The organism is Parabacteroides caeci (assembly GCF_023656795.1).
Lineage (GTDB): Bacteria > Bacteroidota > Bacteroidia > Bacteroidales > Tannerellaceae > Parabacteroides > Parabacteroides segnis.
In genome coordinates this window covers 13,513-34,129 of the sequence record NZ_JAMOKT010000052.1, presented here as the reverse complement: position 1 = coordinate 34,129, position 20,617 = coordinate 13,513, and the positions used below count along the sequence as shown (strand labels likewise).

The following is a 20,617-nucleotide window of genomic DNA, read 5'->3' as shown; positions in this document are numbered from 1 at the left end:
ATTAACAAGATTAATTCTATTTGTAAATGGGAAGAGTATTAGTTATTGGTGCAGGGGGCGTAAGCACCGTTGCTGTTAAAAAGATCGCGATGAATGCTGATGTTTTTACCGATATCATGGTGGCCAGCCGCACGAAAAGCAAGTGCGACAAGATTGCTGCCGACATTAAAAATGTAAAGGTGAAGACAGCACAGGTCAATGCGGATAACGTGGACGAGCTCGTTGCATTGTTTAATGACTTTAAGCCCGAGTTGGTCGTCAACCTGGCTCTACCTTATCAGGACCTCTCCATCATGGATGCCTGCCTGGCTTACGGTGTCAGCTATCTCGACACTGCCAACTACGAACCGCTGGACGAGGCAAAATATGAATATAGCTGGCAATGGGCCTATAAAGACCGTTTCGAAAAAGCGGGTCTGACGGCTATCCTGGGATGCGGATTCGATCCGGGTGTAACGGGAGTATATACAGCTTATGCAGCGAAACATCATTTCGATGAAATCCAGTATCTGGATATCGTCGACTGCAACGCCGGCGACCATCACAAGGCATTCGCTACGAACTTTAACCCGGAAATCAATATCCGTGAAATTACTCAGCGTGGTAAATACTATGAAGACGGAGAATGGAAGGATACTGACCCGTTATCGGTACATAAGCCGTTGAACTACCCGAATGTAGGTCCTCGTGAATCATACCTGATGTACCATGAAGAGCTGGAAAGTCTGACAAAGAACTTCCCGACGATCAAGCGTGCCCGTTTCTGGATGACTTTCGGACAGGAATACCTGACTCATTTACGGGTGATACAGAATATCGGTATGTCACGTATCGATCCGGTCATGTACAACGGACAGGAAATCGTCCCGATCCAGTTCCTGAAAGCCGTATTGCCTAATCCGGGCGATCTGGGCGAGAATTACACGGGAGAAACATCGATCGGTTGCCGTATCCGCGGTATCAAAGATGGCAAAGAACAAACTTACTATGTATATAATAACTGTAGCCACGAAGCAGCTTACAAAGAAACAGGCGCTCAGGGTGTAAGTTATACCACCGGCGTTCCGGCGATGATCGGTGCCAAATTATTTATGCAGGGAGTTTGGAAGAAGCCGGGTGTATGGAATGTGGAAGAATTCAATCCCGATCCGTTCATGAAAGAGTTGAACGAACAAGGACTGCCCTGGCATGAAATGTTTAATGTAGATTTGGAATTATAATATGGCATTACAAGTAGGAGACAAAGCACCCGACGTATTGGGGCTTGATCAGAACGGAAATGAAATAAGACTCAGCGATTTTAAAGGTAAGAAGTTAGCACTTTACTTCTACCCGAAAGACAACACCAGCGGTTGCACGGCAGAAGCCTGTAGCCTGCGTGACAGCTACAAGGAATTACAGGCAGCCGGTTACGAAGTGGTCGGGGTTAGTAAAGACAGCGCAAAATCCCATCAGGGATTCATCGCCAAACAGGAACTGCCTTTCAACCTGATCGCTGACACGGACACAGCCCTGCAACAAGCTTTTGGCGTATGGGCAGAAAAGAAACTGTACGGACGTTCATACATGGGGACTCTCCGTACCACCTTTATTATCAACGAAGATGGTATCATCGAGAAGATAATCGGTCCGAAAGAGGTGAAAACAAAAGACCATGCTAATCAAATCCTTAATTCATAAAAAGGGATGGCAAAAGAAGACAATTTATTTGAAGCGGGAAAAACCCCGGAAGGAAAGCCGGCTGTTAATGCCGACAAGTTAAAAGCGTTGCGCGCCGCAATGGATAAGATTGAGAAGAACTACGGAAAGGGTTCTATCATGAAACTGGGCGACGAAAGCATTGAAAGTATCGAAGTTATTCCAACAGGTTCCATCGCCCTGAACGCAGCTTTAGGCGTAGGCGGTTACCCGAAAGGACGTGTAATCGAGATATACGGTCCGGAATCATCCGGTAAGACAACGCTGGCAATCCATGCTATTGCCGAAGCACAGAAAGCCGGTGGTATTGCTGCATTTATCGATGCAGAACATGCCTTCGACCGTTTCTATGCGGAAAAACTGGGTGTCGATGTAGAAAACTTATGGATCTCTCAACCGGATAACGGTGAACAGGCTTTGGAAATCGCCGAACAGCTGATCCGTTCTTCTGCGGTAGATATCATCGTTATCGACTCTGTGGCAGCATTGACTCCGAAGGCTGAAATCGAAGGCGATATGGGTGACAGCAAGATGGGTTTGCAAGCTCGTCTGATGTCTCAGGCATTGCGTAAGCTGACCGGAGCGATCAACAAGACCAATACGACTTGTATCTTTATCAACCAGTTGCGTGACAAGATCGGTGTCATGTTCGGTAACCCGGAAACAACAACCGGTGGTAACGCATTGAAGTTCTACGCATCAGTTCGTCTGGATATCCGCAAGATCGGAACATTGAAAGATGGTGACGAAATGAAAGGTAACCAGGTACGTGTGAAAGTTGTAAAGAACAAGGTTGCACCTCCTTTCCGCAAAGCTGAGTTCGACATCATGTTCGGCGAAGGTATTTCCAAGGCTGGCGAGATCGTAGACTTGGGTGCGGAGCTGAATATTATCAAGAAAAGCGGTTCCTGGTATAGTTACAACGACACAAAACTGGGACAGGGACGCGATGCTGCCAAACAATGCATCAGCGATAACCCCGAACTGGCAGAAGAGCTATCCGGATTGATATTCGAAGCATTGAAAGGGTAACCCAAGTAATAGTTGACAAGTGACGGTTGACAGTTTAATATATAATTATAGAATATGCTACATACTGAAAAGAATAACATATCAGATTTACAAACACATTCTAATTCAGAAAACTGTCAACTGTCAACTGTAAACTATAAACTAAACAAAGACAAATACCGCCTGTTATGCAATACAGAAAACAGCTTTCCTCTTTTTTCACGTGATTGGTGGCTGGATGCCGCCTGTGGCGAAACCAAATGGGAAGTTTTGCTAACAGAAGAAAAAGGGAAAATACTAGCAGCTTTACCGGTATATATTCCTCACCGAGGAGTCATATCAATGCCACCTTACACCCAGACAATGGGCCCCTGGTTTGCTCCAGAATCCAAAGATACCAAATACACCAGGACTTTAGGAAAACGGCAAGCAATATGCAAAGAGTTTACGGATGCGTTAAAATCCTATCCGCATTTCCTCCAAAATTTCAATTATGGGATAACGGACTGGTTGCCTTTTTACTGGGAAGGTTACAAACAGACAACCCGTTATACGTACCTGCTGAACAATATACGGGACGAGCGTGCACTTTGGGAGAACATGAGTCCCAATATCCGCCGGAACATTACAAAAGCAAAAGAGAAATTTCTCATCACAATCAGGAAAGGGATTTCTATTGAAGATTTTCTGAAAATACAATCCATGACGTTTAAACGTCAACATCTCTCCACTCCTAAAAGACAGGACGTATTAATAAAATTGATCACCGCCTGCCGTCAACGTAACCAAGGCGACTTATGGGGAGCCTACGACGAGAAAGGGAAATTACATGCAGTGGCATTTATTGCCTGGCAGGAAAGTTCGGCTTATTATCTGGCCGGAGGCGGCGACCCGGCATTAAGGGCATCAGGGGCGCATAGCTTACTTCTTTGGGAATGTATCCGCCACGTTTCCCAATACACACCAATATTCGACTTTGAAGGTTCTATGATTCCGGGAGTAGAACGTTTTTTCCGTGAATTCGGAGCAATTCAAACGCCTTACTTCACAATAACCAGAGGAAATCTCAGTTTATTATATAGAGCTTGGTTAAAGATAAAAGAACGGATATGAATAATCACGCTATACATTATATAATACGTTTCCTTCTTGGGGAAGATATTTCCGAAGAGATTGTGGCTGCCATCGGATATACGAACAATAGCAAACATTATGACCGTTACAGTATTGTGATCATTCCATCCGGTTTTTTCACCAATCATATATATGGAACGGCATCTTCGCTTCCGGAATTACCGCTTCAAGAAATAGAAGGAACTCCCTTGCTATTCGGTTCTCCCCTTGTAGAACAGATAGGCGACACGTTGGTTATTCATGCGGATATTATTGCCAGTACCTACTTTCTCATCACTCGCTATGAGGAAATCATCCAACGAAATGTAAGGGATGAGCACGGACGTTTTCCGGGAAAGAATTCTTTACCTTACCGGGCAGGATTTCTCCATCGTCCGATCGTTGATGAATACCGTATACTTTTGCGTAAATGGTTACGGCAATATGGACTCCGCATACCGGAAATTCCAAAAGAGATACAACATATCTATCTGACACACGATTTGGACTCTCCTACTCTTTACCGGACATGGAAAGGGGTTATCCGTTCCATCCGGGATAAAAGGGGGATCATCCAGTCTATCCAAGGAAAATGCGGACCAGTAGAAAACGATCCGTATTATACATTTCCCTGGATATTCGAACAAAATAACTTGTTACGGGAACAAACGGGCAAAGATATCTGCCGGGCAATCCTTTTTGTTCGCAGTGGAGGCAAATGCAAACAGGATAAGCCCCATTATAGCCTACGCAATACAGATATATCTCAACTGATACAGTCTGCATTATCCAATGATATGACAATCGGCCTGCACAGCAGCTACCAGGCAGGTATAGCTCCTACCCTCATCAAAAAAGAAAAAACATGGCTGGAAAAGAATGTAGAGAGAAGTATACGCTTTAACCGCCATCATTTCCTTGCCAGCCGTGAACCGGAAGATATGACACACCTGGAGGCGGCCGGCATAACAGATGACTTCACCATGGGTTATGCAGATGTTGCCGGATTCAGGTTAGGGACTAGTTATCCGGTACACTGGATCAATCCGGTCACCCGTCGCTTATCCTCTATCTTATTGCATCCGCTGACAATTATGGATTGCACTTTGGAAGAAAAAAAATATATGGGATTAAATTATGAGGAGGCATTAGCATATAGCCTGAATCTTATCGAACAGGTAAAAAATACAGGCGGGGAATTGACTCTCTTATGGCATAATACCAGTGCACAGGAAAATACAGACAGTTATTTACGCAAACTTTACAGCCATTTATTAAACGAACTTGCAAAAAAATGAAAATTGTTACTATTGTCGGAGCCAGGCCTCAATTTGTAAAGGCGGCCATGGTAAGCCGGGCGATTCTGGAATACAACAAAAATAATGAGAGACTGATTGAAGAACTACTTCTTCATACGGGACAGCATTATGATGCAAATATGAGCGATATCTTTTTCAACAGTATGAGTATCCCTCAACCCGTCTGGCAACTGCAATGTGGAAACGGAACACATGGAGAGATGACCGGCCGTATGCTGATTGAAATTGAAAAAATATTACTCGACACCCGGCCTGATTACGTATTGGTCTACGGTGATACCAACTCGACACTGGCTGGAGCACTAGCCGCATCCAAACTACATATACCGGTAGTTCATGTTGAAGCCGGCCTTCGCAGCTTTAACAAACAAATGCCGGAAGAGATCAACCGTATCCTGACCGATCATATAGCGACCTTACTATGTTGTCCGACTTTCGCCGCCATCAAACATCTGGCAAATGAAGGAATACAACAGGGAGTCCATCATGTCGGGGATGTAATGTATGATGCCGCATTGATTTTTGGTAAACTGGCAGACAGTTCTTCCCAAATCATGCATCAATTGAATCTCAACAGTAGGCAATTCAGGCTTTGTACAGTTCACAGGGCAGAGAATACAGATAACCGGGAACGGATAATGGGAATTATCAGTGCTATAAAAGAAATATCAACTTCTTCTTTTCCGACCGTTTTGCCACTTCATCCCCGCACTCGAAATTGTCTGGAAAAATATGGGATGATACAATCACTTGAAAACCGGGAAGGAATACATATCATTCCGCCGGTAAGCTTCCTCGATATGGTTATGCTGGAAAAACATGCGGCAACCATTTTGACGGATTCAGGTGGCGTACAGAAAGAAGCATATTTTCATCATACCCCTTGTATTACACTACGGGATGAAACGGAATGGGTCGAAACTGTTGAAGCAGGTTGGAACCAAATAGCCGGTTCTGAAAAAGAAAGTATCCTGCATTGCCTGGAAAACCAACCGGAACAAAAAGAGATACAAGAATACGGAATTGGAAACGCATCAAAAAATATTATTGATTTGCTATGAAAAAAGTACTGATTATTTGCGATCTCTTTCCGCCGGCTTTCGGACCGCGTATGGGATATTTATGCAAATATCTCAGAAATTACGGATGGGAGCCTGTCGTTCTGACTGAAATGGTAGAAGAAAATACATTTACATTCCTTGCCAGTCAATGTGAGGCCGAATACATTAATTATTATACAGCCAAAAGTCCTTTTACCAGGAAACTACAATGGATCAGTATACTTTTACTGGATCTTTGCTTCGGATATAAGGATATCCGAATGTACAAAGAAGCCCGGAAGCTGGTCAAAAACAATAAAATCGATTTAGTTTTATGTAGTAGTTTCCGGACATTTCCCTTACCGGCTGCACTAAAAGTTGCAACTAAATATAAACTACCGCTGGTCGTTGACTTACGGGACATCATTGAACAATATACAGGAGATGAGTTTATTGCACATTCTCTCCCCTCTCTCTTGGGATTAAACAGATTATTCATATCTGTCTTTAAACGGAAAAGCCTACGGGATAGAAACCGGGTATTAAAAAAAGCAGATTATGTAACAACAATCTCTCCTTGGCATGTAGATATATTGAAACAGTATAACACTAATGTAGAATTGATTTACAATGGGTTCGACCCAGAACTATTTTATCCGGAACAAAAAAAAACGGAGAAGTTCATTATAACATATACAGGGCGGTTACTTAGTACAGCTATGCGTGATCCGGGACTGCTCTTTGAAGCATTAAGTATTTTGTCTGCCCGTAATATATTGACACCCGACAAATGCCGTGTCTACTGGTATGTCGATGAAACGTCCCGTAAAATCATTACGGAAGAAGCTGAAAAATACCAGATTCTCCCTTTTATGGATTTCAAAGGATATGTTCCGGCGTCAGAAATACCTTCCATACTGAACAGTAGTTCCGTACTGTTGTTATTGACTAACCGTGCGGCAAACTCCGGTCCCAAAGGTGTTATGACGACAAAGTTTTTTGAATCGCTGGCTGTAGAAAAACCAGTACTTTGTGTTCGGAGTGACGAAAGCTATCTGGCTGAAGCAATCAATGATACGAATGCCGGCCTTGCCGCAACGAATGTGAATGAGGTATGTGACTTTCTTAAATCGTATTATCAGGAATGGAAAGAAAAAGGATATACATCGTCTTCCATAAAGAAAAGCAAGTTAGTCCGTTTTTCACGGAAAGAACAAGCAAAACAATTTATACAAATCTTCGAAAAGGTTGAAATCAATGGATAAATATATCAATATAGTGTCTTTCAATATCCCTTGGCCTGCTAATTATGGCGGGGTTATTGATGTGTATTACAAAATGCAGGCCTTACACAAATGCGGCGTAAAAATTATTCTACATTGTTTTGAATATGAACGCCCTCATTCCAAAGAACTGGAGTCTCTATGTGAAAAAGTATATTATTACAAACGGAAAACCGGACTATTGACTAATATAACTCTGTTACCATACAATGTTTTCAGCCGTAAAGACCCGGAATTACTTAAGAATTTGCTCGAAAACGATTATCCAATCTTATTCGACGGATTGCATACCTGCTACTATATTAATCATCCTCAACTACAGGGACGAATGAAAATATACAGGGAAAGTAATATCGAGCACGATTATTACCGTCACTTGGCTAAGGCAGAAACAAACCTGATCAAAAAACATTTCTTTCTGGTTGAAGCTTGGAGGTTTGAACGGTATCAGGAGATATTAAAACATGCCGATCTGATGTTGGTCGTTTCTATCACTGATACAAACTATCTCCGGAAAGTCTTTCCCAAAAAGAAAATTGAATACATGCCCAGTTTCCATGTCAATGATGAGATATCTGTAAAGAGCGGATCGTCTGATTTTGTCTTATATCATGGGAAACTATCCGTTACAGAAAATACACTGGCTGCGTTATATCTGATCAAAAATGTCTTCTGCAAATTAAAATATCCTTGTATCATTGCAGGTATGAATCCACCGGCAACGTTGTTTGCGGCTGCGGCTCCTTATCCCAACATCAAAATCGAAGCCAATCCTTCCAACGAACGTATGGACTATCTCACTCACGAAGCGCAGATACACATGTTGATCACTTTTCAGGATACCGGACTAAAACTCAAATTACTAAACAGTCTTTTTGGCGGAAGATACACGATTGTAAACCAGGAAATGATCACTGGCAGTGGTTTGGAAGCTTTATGTTATATCGCTAACACTCCGGAAGAAATGATAGAAACATGCAAACGGTTGATGGAGCAACCAATGACTCCCGAATTAATTGAAAAAAGAAAAGAATTACTATTCCCTACCTACTCAAACAGGCAACAGGGAGAGCGTCTTTACAAACTGATTTATAATCAGGGAGAATAAAAAACTATTCTCCCTTTTCTTTGGGGACGTATAAACGCAGAAAAATTAATCCACTTTTCAGTTCTTTCTGAAGTTTCCATTGGGAGTAAATTGTTTCAATGTGTTCGTCATCCCAATTGAAGAGATTCGAATATAAAACATAACGACTATTTTCTAACTCAGCAGAAGAAAAACGCCGGTTATCATCAGTTATATCCATATTTGCAAACAAGGCATCCATTGGAAATGCTGCTGTTACAGAATTAATCTCTATATGTTCATTCTCCAAATAATCGATCATCTCTTGGCGCAATGAATAATAAGGCAGATGACATAACACACTGTCCCAAGCTTTTGACATCTTCTCCGAATAAACCCAAAAGTTTCCGCTGACCAGTATACAAATCATCCCTACCAATAAAATTCGCACAGACCTTGTTTCATATACTTTAAATAAAAGCTGAGCAGTGATTAATGCCAGTAATATGTACAAAACCAGAAAATATCGGTCTCCAAAGGGGTTTGTTACTGGAATTGTAACTAACATCATAGTAAATAAGACACTCAAATAAATGAGAGATAACGGAGATTTGGAAAGATAAAGAAAGAAATTTTTTATCCCCATTTTAATGATTGAAGCAAATAGCAAAACCCAGACAACAATTCTCCCTGAATCCAACATCCTTACAGCCAAACTTGCTATATTCTTAACTATTTGCCCAAATGTCGCAAACTGCCGATGATCCTCATATCCAAAACCGGGTTGATACAGAAAATATCCGGTTTCCACCTTCCGGTATATAAACCATCCGCCTATCGCCAAAAGAGCCGGTATAAATACAGGGAAAACATGTAAGAACGAATTTTTGAAAGATTTCTTATGAATAACATTTTCTATCAGCAAATATCCCAACCCCAATCCTGAACAAACAACCAGTCCTCTAATACTTACCAATCCCAGGCACATGGCAGATACAGCCAACCAAATCCGCCGGTTATCCAAAATCAAATTGATACTCAACAAAGCAAAAAAACACAGGATGACATCCGGAGAAATTAAAATCATCTGGGTGGAAAGTGCCGGTTCCAATAAAACCAACAAAAATATATAAGGTGTATATTTCGTCTCCAGCCTTTCACACAAGCGATAAACTTGCCAGATCACTCCCAATGAAAATACAGTTATAGATAAATGAGCTACCAACAAACTTTTTCCGAATAAAGACCAAAGAAGAGCCAGATACAGATGAGCCAAAGGGGGTTCTGCAACATATTGGGCCGGATAGACAAAAGACAGAAACCCATTTTCTAATAAATAACTTGCCGGCATAGAATACCCGGCAGTGTTATCCCAGAAAAAACAGTTCTCTAACGTAAAGAATTTCAACACCAGAAACAAAATCAGCACTACATATTTTATCATAATAATTTATTATATCGGATTTACACTATTTCATTTGTTTAAATTCTTCATTTTCTAAAGCTCTGATTCCTTCTATTATATAATCTCTTCTTAAATCGTCCGGTTTTAAAATCAACTCATTCCATTGAAGCAGATCAATATCAATTGGAACAATTCCGAAATTTTTATCGTCAGGCATACGTTGCAGTTTGTACTCTATACATTTCAACAAATGCTTTATTTCATCCGGCTGTTCTGATGTATAAGCTACGGCCACCCGATTCAAAAAAGGAGCAGACCCCGTTAATCCGATCGGCTCCGTATATACAGAATTTGAAAAAGCTATAGAAACAAACTGGTTTCGCAATATACGCACCGCCTCCGCCATATTCTTTTCCTGATCTTGATTTGAACCTAAGCTCAATATAATTTTATTCAGCATATCGCTTATTTTATTTATTCAATGCAAAACTAGGAAAAAATACCTATTAGTTGGTATTGATCATGTAAGCATTTCACCATACCTTTGTGCGAGAATTTAAGAAAATGAGATTATCAGAGCTTCACACAGGTGAAAAAGGCGTTATAGTCAAGGTGATGGGACGCGGAGCATTCCGCAAACGCATCATTGAAATGGGATTTATCAGGGGAAAAGAGGTGGACGTTATACAAAATGCTCCACTGAAAGATCCTATCCACTATCGTGTAATGGGTTATGACGTTTCTTTGCGACGGAATGATGCAGCAATGATTGAAGTAATCAGCGCAGCCGAATACGCAAAGGCACAAATGTCACAACAAAGTGAAGAACGTTCCGCCGACTCTTATATACTACCTTCAACAGAAGATTTACAGGCACTTGCAATACATAAAGGAAAAACAATAAACGTTGCCTTGGTTGGAAATCCCAACTGTGGAAAGACTTCTTTATTCAATTTTGCATCCGGAGCCCACGAACACGTAGGAAACTACAGCGGAGTCACAGTTGATGCCAAAGAGGGAACCTTCCAACAAGATGGCTACACATTCCGGATCGTAGATTTACCCGGAACTTATTCCTTATCGGCCTATACTCCGGAAGAACTTTATGTCCGCAGGCATCTCAGCGAAGAACAACCGGACGTTGTGATCAATGTCCTGGATGCATCAAACCTGGAAAGAAATCTTTATCTGACCTGTCAGCTCATCGATATGGACGTCCGGTCTGTCATCGCCTTGAATATGTATGACGAATTAGAACGGTCTGGAAATAAATTCGATTACGAATCGTTATCCCGGATGATCGGTACCCCGATTGTTCCGACAATCAGCAGAACCGGTTTCGGTATTGAAGACCTTTTCAAACGGGTCATAAAAGTATATGAAGAAGAAGATCCTGTTATCCGTCATATCCATATAAATTATGGAGAAGTACAGGAAAAAGGTATTACAAATGTACGGCATGTCATAAAACAAAACGGAAATGTAGCAAAAAGCCTTTCCAAACGTTATCTCTCCATCAAGCTATTGGAAGGAGACCCTGAAATAGAACGTTTTATCCAGACATTACCCGGTTCCGAAACAATCATAGAAGAACGTGACCAGAATGTTACACAGATAGAAGAGTTATTGCTTGAAGACAGCGAAACGGCGTTTACCAATGCCCGCTACGGGTTTATCTCCGGTGCGCTACGGGAAACTTATGAGCAAAATAAAATAAAAGAAGCGACCAGCACTCAGATCATAGACTTATTCGTTACACATAAAGTATTGGGATTCCCCATATTTATTCTCTTTATGTGGATCATGTTCGAGGCGACATTCCGTTTGGGAGCCTATCCTATGGAGTGGATCGAAAATCTGGTTGGCTGGATCGGTAATTTTGTACGGGGAAACATGAGTGAAGGTCCGTTAAAAGACTTGCTGGTCGATGGTATCATCGGCGGTGTCGGCGGTGTCATCGTTTTTCTTCCAAACATCCTGATACTGTACCTGTTTATTTCATTCATGGAAGATTCGGGTTATATGGCACGTGCTGCTTTCATTATGGATAAGATCATGCACAAAATGGGACTCCATGGTAAATCTTTCATTCCTTTGGTAATGGGATTCGGTTGTAATGTGCCGGCTATTATGGCCTCCCGTACGATTGAAAGCCGCAATAGCCGTATGATCACCATGTTGGTTAATCCGCTAATGAGTTGCAGTGCCCGTTTACCGGTATATGTGTTACTTGCTGGTGCATTTTTCCCTAATAACGCAAGTTTCATTCTCCTGTCATTATATGTTTGCGGTATTCTTCTGGCTGTTGTTATGGCACGGCTGTTCAAACGTTTCCTTTTTAAAGAAGAAGACGTACCTTTTGTGATGGAACTTCCCCCCTATCGAATGCCTACTGCAAAATCGATTATGATCCATATGTGGGAAAAAGCGAAGCAGTATCTCCACAAAATGGGAGGTGTCATTTTAGTCGCTTCTATTATTATCTGGTTCCTGGGATACTTCCCCCGCCACAGTGAGATGGGAGATGCATTCGACAAGCAAATTGCAGAAGTGGAAAATGCCGAACTGGATTCCAAGGAAAAAACGGAAACAATTGCGGAGTTGGAACGGTTAAAGAATATGGAGCACCAAAAGAACTCTTATATCGGAACGATAGGACAAACAATCCAGCCTGTTCTTCACCCATTAGGATTCGATTGGAAAATGAGTGTCAGCTTATTGACCGGTATGGCAGCAAAAGAAGTCGTAGTCAGTACGTTAAGTGTCCTGTACACCGGAGATGAAGAGGATAGCCAGGTTTTATCCGAACGTATAAAACAGGATTTGGATGAAGAAGGCAATCCGGTCTTTACACCTCTTATCGCTTTGAGCCTGATGCTGTTTGTTCTCATTTATTTCCCATGTATCGCAACAATCTCGGCCATCGTCAATGAATCGGGATCATGGAAATGGGGAATATTTGTAATTGTGTATACATGCGTTTTAGCATGGATCGTCTCGTTTGTGGTTTATCAGACGGGGAGTTTGTTTATTAATTTATTAAATTAAAGACTATTGGTTATGTGGCAGGAAATAGCAATCATATTAATAGGTATTATCATTATACTGTATCTTGGACGGAAAATATATCGATTCATAATTCATCCGTCCAAGAAGGACACCCCTTGTGCTGGTTGCTGTGGATGCTCGTTAAAAGAAAAAAGATGAAGTAATTTTACTGTCACATAACACTCGCAGTTACTTGATTTCATTCTTTTCAGATTTATCATTTGTGCGATATAAAAAATCTTGTATATTTTAGTCAAACCCAGAACCGAACAAGTTGTTTGTGTCGTTCTCATATAATATATCCATCCTCTTTTACGATAAATCAAACTAATTTACTCCATATTAAAACACATTTCGTATATTTGTCAATTAATTCATATTCTGGTTTAACAACTTCAAAATGATAATATCAAATTTACAGAATCAGGAATTACGATTAAAATAAAACAGATTCTATGAGATAGTATCACTACCGGAAATCCGGTAAAAGTAATAAAGAAAATTAATCTTATACAATGAATTTTCACTTTCATAATATACTGGGTGGGAGCAAGCGGACTTCCCTTCTGAAAAAAAATATTGCAGCCTCAATTTTTATAAAAGGAATAAGCATACTTAGCTCACTGCTTTTGGTACCGCTTACTTTGGATTATGTAAACAAAGAGTTGTATGGAATATGGTTAACACTATCCTCCATCGTGGTATGGATCAATTTTTTTGACATAGGCTTAACGTTAGGGTTAAAGAACAGATTAACAGAGGCACTGACAACTCACGATTATGCGCGTGGGAAAAGTCTGGTGTCAACCACCTACTTTATGATGCTCGCGATATTCATTCCTGTATCTATTGTAGTAATGCTGTTGATCCCATTCATCAATTGGCCTGAATTACTGAATGTCCCAACTATCTACAATAAAGACATCCAGATTGTGTTATACTTATTAGTAATCTTCATGACTATACAAATGTTCTTCAATGTGTTGAATACAGTTGTATCAGCCTATCAGAAGACTGCTATGGCATCCTTATTTGCCATGTTAGGGCAACTGTTATCATTATTGCTGATATTCATCTTAACTCGTACAACCCCGCCTTCCTTGATCGGTTTGGCCTTTGCTATATCCTTATCTCCTATTGTTGTTTTAATAATTTTCTCACGTATTTTATACACAAGCTCTTTCAAAGAAATATCCCCGTCCTATAAATATATAGATTTAAAACAAATAAAAGACCTATTCAACCTCGGTATCAAATTCTTCATTATACAAATACAGGTTATCGTCCTATACCAATCAACCAATATCATCATTTCGCATATTTCTGGTCCGGAAGCCGTCAGTCAATACAACATTGCCTACAAATACTTAGGGATATCTACTATGATTTACAATATCATCCTAACTCCTCTTTGGCCGGCTTTTACCGATGCATACGCTTTAAAAGACTATACTTGGATGAACCGGATATATAAAAAAATGTGCTTGGTTTATTCGATAGTATTACTCGGCATAATAATCCTTATCGCTTTATCTCCATACCTCTACTATTTCTGGGTCGGAGATAAAATAGAAATCCCATTTGAAATAACGCTATGTCTCGGTATTTTTTTGGCTGTAAATTCATGGGATTCATTACAGGTATATATGATTAATGGTGTTGGTGCTATTAAACTTCAAACCTATGTTGTATTAATCGGTTTGATTTTTCACATACCATTAGCCTTATTTTTAGGCAATAAAATGGGTACTATCGGCGTTATATTATCAATGACTTGTATTAATCTTATCTATTCTGTCATTTTCACAACGCAGATCAATAAGATCTTAAAACACAAAGCTCATGGTATTTGGAATAAATAATCCTATTAATATGAACAGATTAAAGAAACATATTAAAAATAAATTACCATTTATCATCCGTTTAAAAACCATTTGGAATCAATTACGATTCAACTACATATCACCTCTGAATTTAGAAAATTTTGGATTCAGAGGTAAAGAATCACATATCATGCTTCCTGCACATATTGCCAATGCTCAAAATGTATATATGTACGAACAAACTCGTATTCAATCCAACGCAAAGATTATTACATATACGGGTAAGTTTATCATGAAAAAGTATTCCGGCGCAGCTCCCGGATTAACTGTTATAACAGGAAACCATACACCAACAGTAGGTATCCCTCATTATTTATTACCTCTATCAAGAATAAATGACATGGAAAAAGATGTTATTGTTGAAGAAGATGTTTGGATTGGAGCTAATGTTACTCTTTTATCGGGAGTTACTATAGGACGTGGTGCCATAATTGGAGCTTCAAGTGTCATAACAAAAGATGTTCCACCTTATGCAGTCGTAGTTGGAACTCCTTATAAAATCATCGCTTCTAAATTTTCCATGGAAGAAATCATGGAACATGAAAAACGACTTTATCCAAAAGCGGAACGCTTTGACAAAAACTTCTTAACACAACTTTTTAATCAGTATTACATAGGGATGCATTCTATTGGCAAAACGATGACAGCAGAAGATGAAATACGATATCAAAAGTTTCTCAAAAAAATCAATTAAACTAACATCTCTAAAAAAGATTTTATCGTCATGAAAGTAGTTCATATTGTATTTGGAATGGAATATGGAGGTATTGAGACTATGCTGGTCAATATAATGAACGAGCAAATAAAACATACCGACATATCTTTGATTATTGTTAACAATCAGGAGGAAAAATCCATTACTCGGGATATTAATGACAAAATCCGAATTACAAGAATTAATCGTCCTGCAGGATCAAAAAATCCTTTTTATATATTTGCTCTTAATTATTTGTTATGGAAAAGGCACTATGATATAATACACGTCCATGTCCCAAACACCATAAAATTCATATTCTTGAAAGCTATTACAAATAAAATATGCCTCACTGTACATCATATAAGTACTTCTGAAGACATCTCTTATTTACACAAATACAAGCATATCTTTGCCATTTCAAACTCCGTACAAGAAGATCTGGCTAAATATCTGAAAAGAAAAGTTCCTATTGTATTAAATGGAATAGATTGTACTAATATTGTTTCTCAAAAGGGAGTTACAGACCATCCTGTTTTCCGTATAGTACAAATCGGCAGATTAGTACATACGAAAAAAGGGCAAGATATCCTAATCGAAGCAGTTTCCATACTACATCAAAAAGGGTACAAAAACATATCGGTTGATCTTATTGGAGACGGTGAATCCAAAAGCTTCTTGAAAAACTTAGTGAAATCAAAGCAATTGGAAGAACAAATCCATTTTTTAGGAAGTAAAGAACAATCATACATATTCAGCCATCTGAAAGAGTATGACTTATTTGTACAACCGTCACGAAAAGAAGGTTTTGGCCTGACAGTAACAGAAGCCATGGCAGCCAAAGTGCCGGTATTGGTCTCCAATCAAGAAGGTCCAATGGAAATTATTGAAAACGGAAAATACGGATACTATTTTAAAAGTGACGATGCGACCAACTGTGCCCATGAGATCGAGAAAATAATGAACACTCCAACACACGAGATAGTATCCAAGGCATATCAACAAGTTATAAGCAGGTTCAATGTCAAAAAGACAGCGCAGGAATATATCGAACAATACAAAAAAATAAACTCCTAATTACACGAGTCATAAAAATATTAAATAAAAATCATGAAGTTAACATTTGAAAAATTATTTTCTATTCCTAAAAGCTTCTGGGTTAGTATTCATTATTTCCCATTTAAAGAGGCTATAAAGCTTCCTATTTTGGTGAGGTATAACACTCGTTTAATTGCTATCAGCGGTTTAATAAAAATCAACAAATCCGAGGGAGTAAAAACAGGTATGCTATCAATCGGTTTTGGGAATGTGGGAATATTCGATAAAAAATATGAAAGAAGCATTTGGGAAGTAACCGGATGTATAGAATTAAAGGGTAAGGTAGCATTCGGGCATGGTTGTAGGTTATGCGTCGGAAAAAATGGCACACTGACTATTGGTTGCCATTTTAATAATACAGCAGCAATGACTATTATATGTCAAAAGCATATAACATTTGGAGACAACGTCATTACGAGTTGGAACACTTTAGTGATGGATACAGATTGGCATTCTATTGTAAATGTGGAAACAAATGAAATTTATCCTATATCAAAAGATATCGTTATTGGTAATAATGTATGGTTGTGTACTCGTAGTGTAGTTCTTAAAGGTTCCGTTATTCCAGACGGCTGTATCGTGGGAGCCAATTCATTATGTAGTAAAAAATACACTCTGGATAATTCTCTGATAGCAGGGAACCCGGCTGAAATACGAAGGAAAAATGTAACAATGTATAGAAATTAAGTGAATAGACTATAAGCATCCGTTATATTGTTTTTATATTTAAATATATTTTTATAAAATGAAAATTTTGATAGATCCTAGATGCATGTTTAACTATGCTTCTTTTTACATACAAGGTTTGCATGAATTTTATGGTAAAAACAATGTAAGTTTTGCAAAACATGAATTTAAAGAAGTTAGCTATGAATACTATCGTATAATGTGCTATGAAATAAGAGACGGACAGAAAATTAAACGAATTGTAATCGATTACCAAGATTTTAATACTATAGTAAATGATGCCTACGCATGGTGCGATATATATGCTAAAATCAATGTAAGCAAAGAGGATTACAACTCTGGTAAATACAGCAAACTCCTATGTATTCCCCCTGGATTCGGTATTAAAATTTACGGATTATGGGGAAGCTGTTGGCAAGCCTTAAAAAACACATTTAATATACATAAAAACGGTTGGAATTTATATGGAACCAAGAGTATGTATATCAGAGAATATCTTTCCAATTGGCATTCAAGAGCTACACTTAATACATATTTAGCAGAACAACGCTCATTTCCTAATTATATATTTTTTATAAGTACTTTATGGGATAATCGTATTCAATCTACTCCGACCAATCAGTTAAGAGCAAAATTCATAAGAATATGTAAATCTTTAAAAAACAAACACTTCGAAGGAGGATTATTTGCAAAACCGACTAATCCGGATTATGAAAAATATAGCGATTTAGTCTTTAAACAAAAGTATAAACATATAGATTACATCAAATCTACCCAAAAATCTGCTATCGTATTCAATGTGCCAAGTGTCCTTGATTGCCATGGATGGAAATTAGGAGAATTTTTAGCAATGGGAAAAGCTATCATTTCAATGCCCTTATTCAATCATTTGGCTTTTCCTTTAATAGATGGAACCCATATTCGTTTCTGCCAAGATGAAGAGGATATAGAAAAAGCCATTCTCGATATAATATATGATGAGCAAAAACGGGAGAAGATGGAGCAAGCAGCCAAAAAGTATTTTTTAGATTATGCCACTCCCCTCAAAGTTATTGAACAAATACATTGCAAGGCATTAAGCGACTATCCTTAACAAATGGGGAAACGTCATATTTAGATTGTTACCATATCAATATATTAAATTATTATATGTAGAATAGGACTTGACTTTTTATTTCAGCTGGCTAAAAACCATTTATTTTATATAAGTAACTGTAAGCGATTTAATAATAATAATCGTAGCAACAAATATTTATACATTATGACACTACTCCAATCGTTAAGCAAAGACAGGAATTATTACATGGGAACTGCTATAATCTTAGTATTGTTCTACCATTTAATGGGCGCCTGCGGATCTTCTTTCAAACTCCTGAAAATATTCATGGGAGGATATATAGGTGTAGATATCTTTCTATTCCTAAGTGGACTTGGTTTATGCCATTCATACGACAACCACACGCTTAAAGATTTTTATAAAAGACGATTTGTTCGAATTTATCCCTTATTTTTATTATTCGCTATCATTCGGACACTAATGCACGCCAACCTCTTAAACATAAATGTCAGTTTATGGGACTGGTTTTGCAATCTGACCACTTTATCATATTACCAGATAGGGGGGTTCTTCATTGATTGGTATTTAAGTGCATTATTTATTTTATACCTACTTTTTCCTATATTCAGAAAAAAAACCAACATTGTAACTATATCTTTATCAATTGCCTTAATTATAATAATATATTATTTTGTAGGGAAACCTTATTGGACTTACGACTGTTTAATTTCAAGAATCCCCATTTTTATGGCGGGCATATATATGCATGACCATCCTAACAAATTCAAACAACTCTTTTGGGGATTCACTCTCTGTCTATTGCCGGCTTTTTTACTTAACTCTTCAAACTTCTTGTATGCCACTTTATCTACACCTTTACTCTTTATAGCTTTATATGCCTTAATACAACCTATAAATATAATCAAAACAAAACATTGGGTGGAGATTTTAGGTAAGTATTCCTTAGAAATCTATATAGGGAATTGCTTGACTATGGAAATATTCCATGACATAATAGTAGAAAAAGGCATCGATATTATCGTATATACATTCGGCACAATTTTATTTTCGATTGTTTTTGTTTTATTAGGCAATTTATACGAACAAATTTTAAGACGCAGAGGATAGATTCCGTAGCAAAAATTCCTCCATAAAAGAAAAGCAAAATCTTATGAAGACGCTACGTATAAGATCATACCACATATCTAAAAGAAATTAAATAAATACATTATAGAATATTAAGCAATCATTCCTTATCAAACGGATTTTCATAAATATGTAACAATTGCTGTCCGAAATAATAAAAAAATCTAATATCATCAATAAAATAACGTTTAAACAATCTCTTTGGTTCCTGTATGCAACGATACAACCACTCCATACCTATTTGTTGCATAAACCTAGGAGAACGTTTCAATGTTTTAGCTTCAAAATCTATAGTAGCTCCCAATCCCATAAACAAATCTATTTCAGGGAGAAATTCCCTGTACTTCATAATCCACTTTTCTTGTTTAGGAGCGCCTACCCCAACTAATAGCACATTAGCACCAGATTTACGTATTATATCTATAATAGAACGACATTCTACCTCATTTTTTTCGAAACCAAAAGAAGGAGAATGAGCACCCACTATAATCTTTCTTCCTATTTGATCATTTATTTCCGCCATGGCTTTTAAAGCGACTCCTTCAACTGCTCCCAATAAAAATATTTTACAATTCGGATCATCTTTATGATATTGATAAAATGCAGTAAAAAAACTACTACCTGGAATAGCTTGAGGAAATGACCGCTTTAAGAATTTTGAGACAAAATATAAAATCTTACTATCGCATATTACCCACTCAGCCTGTTGATATACATTGTAAAATTCTTTATCTTTTTGGAGCTTGACTAAATGATCTATATTCGGTGTTATTAAAACACCTTTTTTTAACCGAAAGAGTAACTCCGCTTGCGTTATTGACAAGATGTCCACATTTAGTATTCTTATAGTATTTTTTATCATAGAGATATAACTTGATATTCCTTCATAATAAAGCAAATTTACTCAAAAATTTCAAATCTCAATAATAAAGGCATCTATTTGTCACAATATTCTCCATTATTTATCGAAGAAAACACCCTGACTTCATTTATTTAATAGCAAGAAGAAAGAAGATACTTTATTCTAAAAAATAAAACTCAAATTTACATACATACTGAAATTCTTTTT

General features: G+C 38.2%; 18 protein-coding genes. 15 read left to right on the top strand and 3 right to left on the bottom strand.

Features of this window, described 5'->3' with window-relative positions:
• The first annotated feature begins 26 nt into the window (after window positions 1–26).
• The 8 genes from NBH15_RS21645 to NBH15_RS21610 are packed head-to-tail and all read left to right on the top strand — an operon-like array spanning window position 27 to window position 8,572.
• Complete coding sequence (locus tag NBH15_RS21645; RefSeq protein ID WP_007658575.1) at window positions 27–1,220, top strand: saccharopine dehydrogenase family protein; 1,194 nt, start codon at window positions 27–29, stop codon at window positions 1,218–1,220.
• 1 nt (window position 1,221) lies between these two features.
• A complete protein-coding gene (gene bcp, locus NBH15_RS21640; RefSeq protein ID WP_250823524.1) occupies window positions 1,222–1,680 on the top strand; it encodes a thioredoxin-dependent thiol peroxidase in 459 nt (152 codons plus the stop codon).
• A 6-nt stretch (window positions 1,681–1,686) separates the two neighbouring features.
• Window positions 1,687–2,730 (top strand): recombinase RecA, encoded by a 1,044-nt coding sequence (recA, locus tag NBH15_RS21635; protein WP_284706486.1) that lies wholly within the window; start codon window positions 1,687–1,689, stop codon window positions 2,728–2,730.
• A 54-nt stretch (window positions 2,731–2,784) separates the two neighbouring features.
• Window positions 2,785–3,822 (top strand): GNAT family N-acetyltransferase, encoded by a 1,038-nt coding sequence (locus NBH15_RS21630; RefSeq protein WP_250823523.1) that lies wholly within the window; start codon window positions 2,785–2,787, stop codon window positions 3,820–3,822.
• Window positions 3,819–5,120 (top strand): UDP-2,3-diacetamido-2,3-dideoxy-alpha-D-glucuronate deacetylase VimE, encoded by a 1,302-nt coding sequence (vimE, locus tag NBH15_RS21625; protein WP_128133709.1) that lies wholly within the window; start codon window positions 3,819–3,821, stop codon window positions 5,118–5,120. The genes NBH15_RS21630 and vimE overlap by 4 nt, the downstream gene beginning before the upstream one ends.
• Window positions 5,117–6,202: a non-hydrolyzing UDP-N-acetylglucosamine 2-epimerase gene (wecB, locus tag NBH15_RS21620; RefSeq protein WP_250823522.1), complete on the top strand. Its 1,086-nt coding sequence runs from the start codon at window positions 5,117–5,119 to the stop codon at window positions 6,200–6,202. Before vimE ends, wecB begins: the two co-directional genes overlap by 4 nt.
• Entirely contained in the window at window positions 6,199–7,446 is a 1,248-nt protein-coding gene (locus NBH15_RS21615) for a glycosyltransferase (RefSeq protein WP_128133707.1), read from the top strand. The genes wecB and NBH15_RS21615 overlap by 4 nt, the downstream gene beginning before the upstream one ends.
• Window positions 7,439–8,572: a glycosyltransferase gene (locus NBH15_RS21610; protein WP_128133706.1), complete on the top strand. Its 1,134-nt coding sequence runs from the start codon at window positions 7,439–7,441 to the stop codon at window positions 8,570–8,572. Before NBH15_RS21615 ends, NBH15_RS21610 begins: the two co-directional genes overlap by 8 nt.
• A gap of 4 nt (window positions 8,573–8,576) precedes the next feature.
• Here NBH15_RS21610 and NBH15_RS21605 read toward each other — a convergent pair whose 3' ends face one another.
• Together NBH15_RS21605 and NBH15_RS21600 are read right to left on the bottom strand one after the other, a co-directional pair.
• On the bottom strand, window positions 8,577–9,974 hold the full coding sequence (locus NBH15_RS21605) for a glycosyltransferase family protein (RefSeq protein ID WP_250823521.1): 1,398 nt from the start codon (window positions 9,972–9,974) through the stop codon (window positions 8,577–8,579).
• Between the two features lie 25 nt (window positions 9,975–9,999).
• Window positions 10,000–10,395, bottom strand: coding sequence for a 2-amino-4-hydroxy-6-hydroxymethyldihydropteridine diphosphokinase (locus NBH15_RS21600; RefSeq protein WP_250823520.1), 396 nt, complete (start codon window positions 10,393–10,395; stop codon window positions 10,000–10,002).
• A gap of 104 nt (window positions 10,396–10,499) precedes the next feature.
• On the opposite strand from NBH15_RS21600, the gene feoB reads away from it, so the two are divergent.
• From feoB to NBH15_RS29405, 7 genes are all read left to right on the top strand, one after another.
• Entirely contained in the window at window positions 10,500–12,983 is a 2,484-nt protein-coding gene (gene feoB / locus NBH15_RS21595) for a ferrous iron transport protein B (RefSeq protein ID WP_250823519.1), read from the top strand.
• Between the two features lie 515 nt (window positions 12,984–13,498).
• Window positions 13,499–14,845 carry a lipopolysaccharide biosynthesis protein gene (locus tag NBH15_RS21590; RefSeq protein WP_128133701.1) on the top strand — a complete coding sequence of 449 codons (1,347 nt, stop codon included), beginning with the start codon at window positions 13,499–13,501 and terminating at the stop codon, window positions 14,843–14,845.
• A 10-nt stretch (window positions 14,846–14,855) separates the two neighbouring features.
• Window positions 14,856–15,560, top strand: a complete 705-nt coding sequence (locus NBH15_RS21585) for a DapH/DapD/GlmU-related protein (RefSeq protein WP_128133700.1) — start codon at window positions 14,856–14,858, stop codon at window positions 15,558–15,560.
• 30 nt (window positions 15,561–15,590) lie between these two features.
• Window positions 15,591–16,637: a glycosyltransferase gene (locus tag NBH15_RS21580; RefSeq protein ID WP_128133699.1), complete on the top strand. Its 1,047-nt coding sequence runs from the start codon at window positions 15,591–15,593 to the stop codon at window positions 16,635–16,637.
• A gap of 33 nt (window positions 16,638–16,670) precedes the next feature.
• A complete protein-coding gene (locus tag NBH15_RS21575) occupies window positions 16,671–17,345 on the top strand; it encodes an acyltransferase (RefSeq protein WP_128133698.1) in 675 nt (224 codons plus the stop codon).
• Window positions 17,346–17,403: 58 nt separating this feature from the next.
• On the top strand, window positions 17,404–18,438 hold the full coding sequence (locus NBH15_RS21570; RefSeq protein ID WP_128133697.1) for a glycosyltransferase: 1,035 nt from the start codon (window positions 17,404–17,406) through the stop codon (window positions 18,436–18,438).
• 168 nt (window positions 18,439–18,606) lie between these two features.
• On the top strand, window positions 18,607–19,530 hold the full coding sequence (locus NBH15_RS29405; RefSeq protein WP_128133696.1) for an acyltransferase family protein: 924 nt from the start codon (window positions 18,607–18,609) through the stop codon (window positions 19,528–19,530).
• Between the two features lie 118 nt (window positions 19,531–19,648).
• On the opposite strand, the gene NBH15_RS21565 is transcribed toward NBH15_RS29405, so the two are convergent.
• Window positions 19,649–20,410: a WecB/TagA/CpsF family glycosyltransferase gene (locus NBH15_RS21565; RefSeq protein WP_128133695.1), complete on the bottom strand. Its 762-nt coding sequence runs from the start codon at window positions 20,408–20,410 to the stop codon at window positions 19,649–19,651.
• Window positions 20,411–20,617 lie beyond the last annotated feature (207 nt).

Excerpts from the sequence above, each read along its gene's own strand:
- NBH15_RS21645 (WP_007658575.1), top strand. The coding sequence starts at position 27 with ATGGGAAGAGTATTAGTTATTGGTGCAGGGGGCGTAAGCACCGTTGCT.
- bcp (WP_250823524.1), top strand. The coding sequence starts at position 1,222 with ATGGCATTACAAGTAGGAGACAAAGCACCCGACGTATTGGGGCTTGAT.
- recA (WP_284706486.1), top strand. The coding sequence starts at position 1,687 with ATGGCAAAAGAAGACAATTTATTTGAAGCGGGAAAAACCCCGGAAGGA.
- NBH15_RS21630 (WP_250823523.1), top strand. The coding sequence starts at position 2,785 with ATGCTACATACTGAAAAGAATAACATATCAGATTTACAAACACATTCT.
- vimE (WP_128133709.1), top strand. The coding sequence starts at position 3,819 with ATGAATAATCACGCTATACATTATATAATACGTTTCCTTCTTGGGGAA.
- wecB (WP_250823522.1), top strand. The coding sequence starts at position 5,117 with ATGAAAATTGTTACTATTGTCGGAGCCAGGCCTCAATTTGTAAAGGCG.
- NBH15_RS21615 (WP_128133707.1), top strand. The coding sequence starts at position 6,199 with ATGAAAAAAGTACTGATTATTTGCGATCTCTTTCCGCCGGCTTTCGGA.
- NBH15_RS21610 (WP_128133706.1), top strand. The coding sequence starts at position 7,439 with ATGGATAAATATATCAATATAGTGTCTTTCAATATCCCTTGGCCTGCT.
- NBH15_RS21605 (WP_250823521.1), bottom strand. The coding sequence starts at position 9,974 with ATGATAAAATATGTAGTGCTGATTTTGTTTCTGGTGTTGAAATTCTTT.
- NBH15_RS21600 (WP_250823520.1), bottom strand. The coding sequence starts at position 10,395 with ATGCTGAATAAAATTATATTGAGCTTAGGTTCAAATCAAGATCAGGAA.
- feoB (WP_250823519.1), top strand. The coding sequence starts at position 10,500 with ATGAGATTATCAGAGCTTCACACAGGTGAAAAAGGCGTTATAGTCAAG.
- NBH15_RS21590 (WP_128133701.1), top strand. The coding sequence starts at position 13,499 with ATGAATTTTCACTTTCATAATATACTGGGTGGGAGCAAGCGGACTTCC.
- NBH15_RS21585 (WP_128133700.1), top strand. The coding sequence starts at position 14,856 with ATGAACAGATTAAAGAAACATATTAAAAATAAATTACCATTTATCATC.
- NBH15_RS21580 (WP_128133699.1), top strand. The coding sequence starts at position 15,591 with ATGAAAGTAGTTCATATTGTATTTGGAATGGAATATGGAGGTATTGAG.
- NBH15_RS21575 (WP_128133698.1), top strand. The coding sequence starts at position 16,671 with ATGAAGTTAACATTTGAAAAATTATTTTCTATTCCTAAAAGCTTCTGG.
- NBH15_RS21570 (WP_128133697.1), top strand. The coding sequence starts at position 17,404 with ATGAAAATTTTGATAGATCCTAGATGCATGTTTAACTATGCTTCTTTT.
- NBH15_RS29405 (WP_128133696.1), top strand. The coding sequence starts at position 18,607 with ATGACACTACTCCAATCGTTAAGCAAAGACAGGAATTATTACATGGGA.
- NBH15_RS21565 (WP_128133695.1), bottom strand. The coding sequence starts at position 20,410 with ATGATAAAAAATACTATAAGAATACTAAATGTGGACATCTTGTCAATA.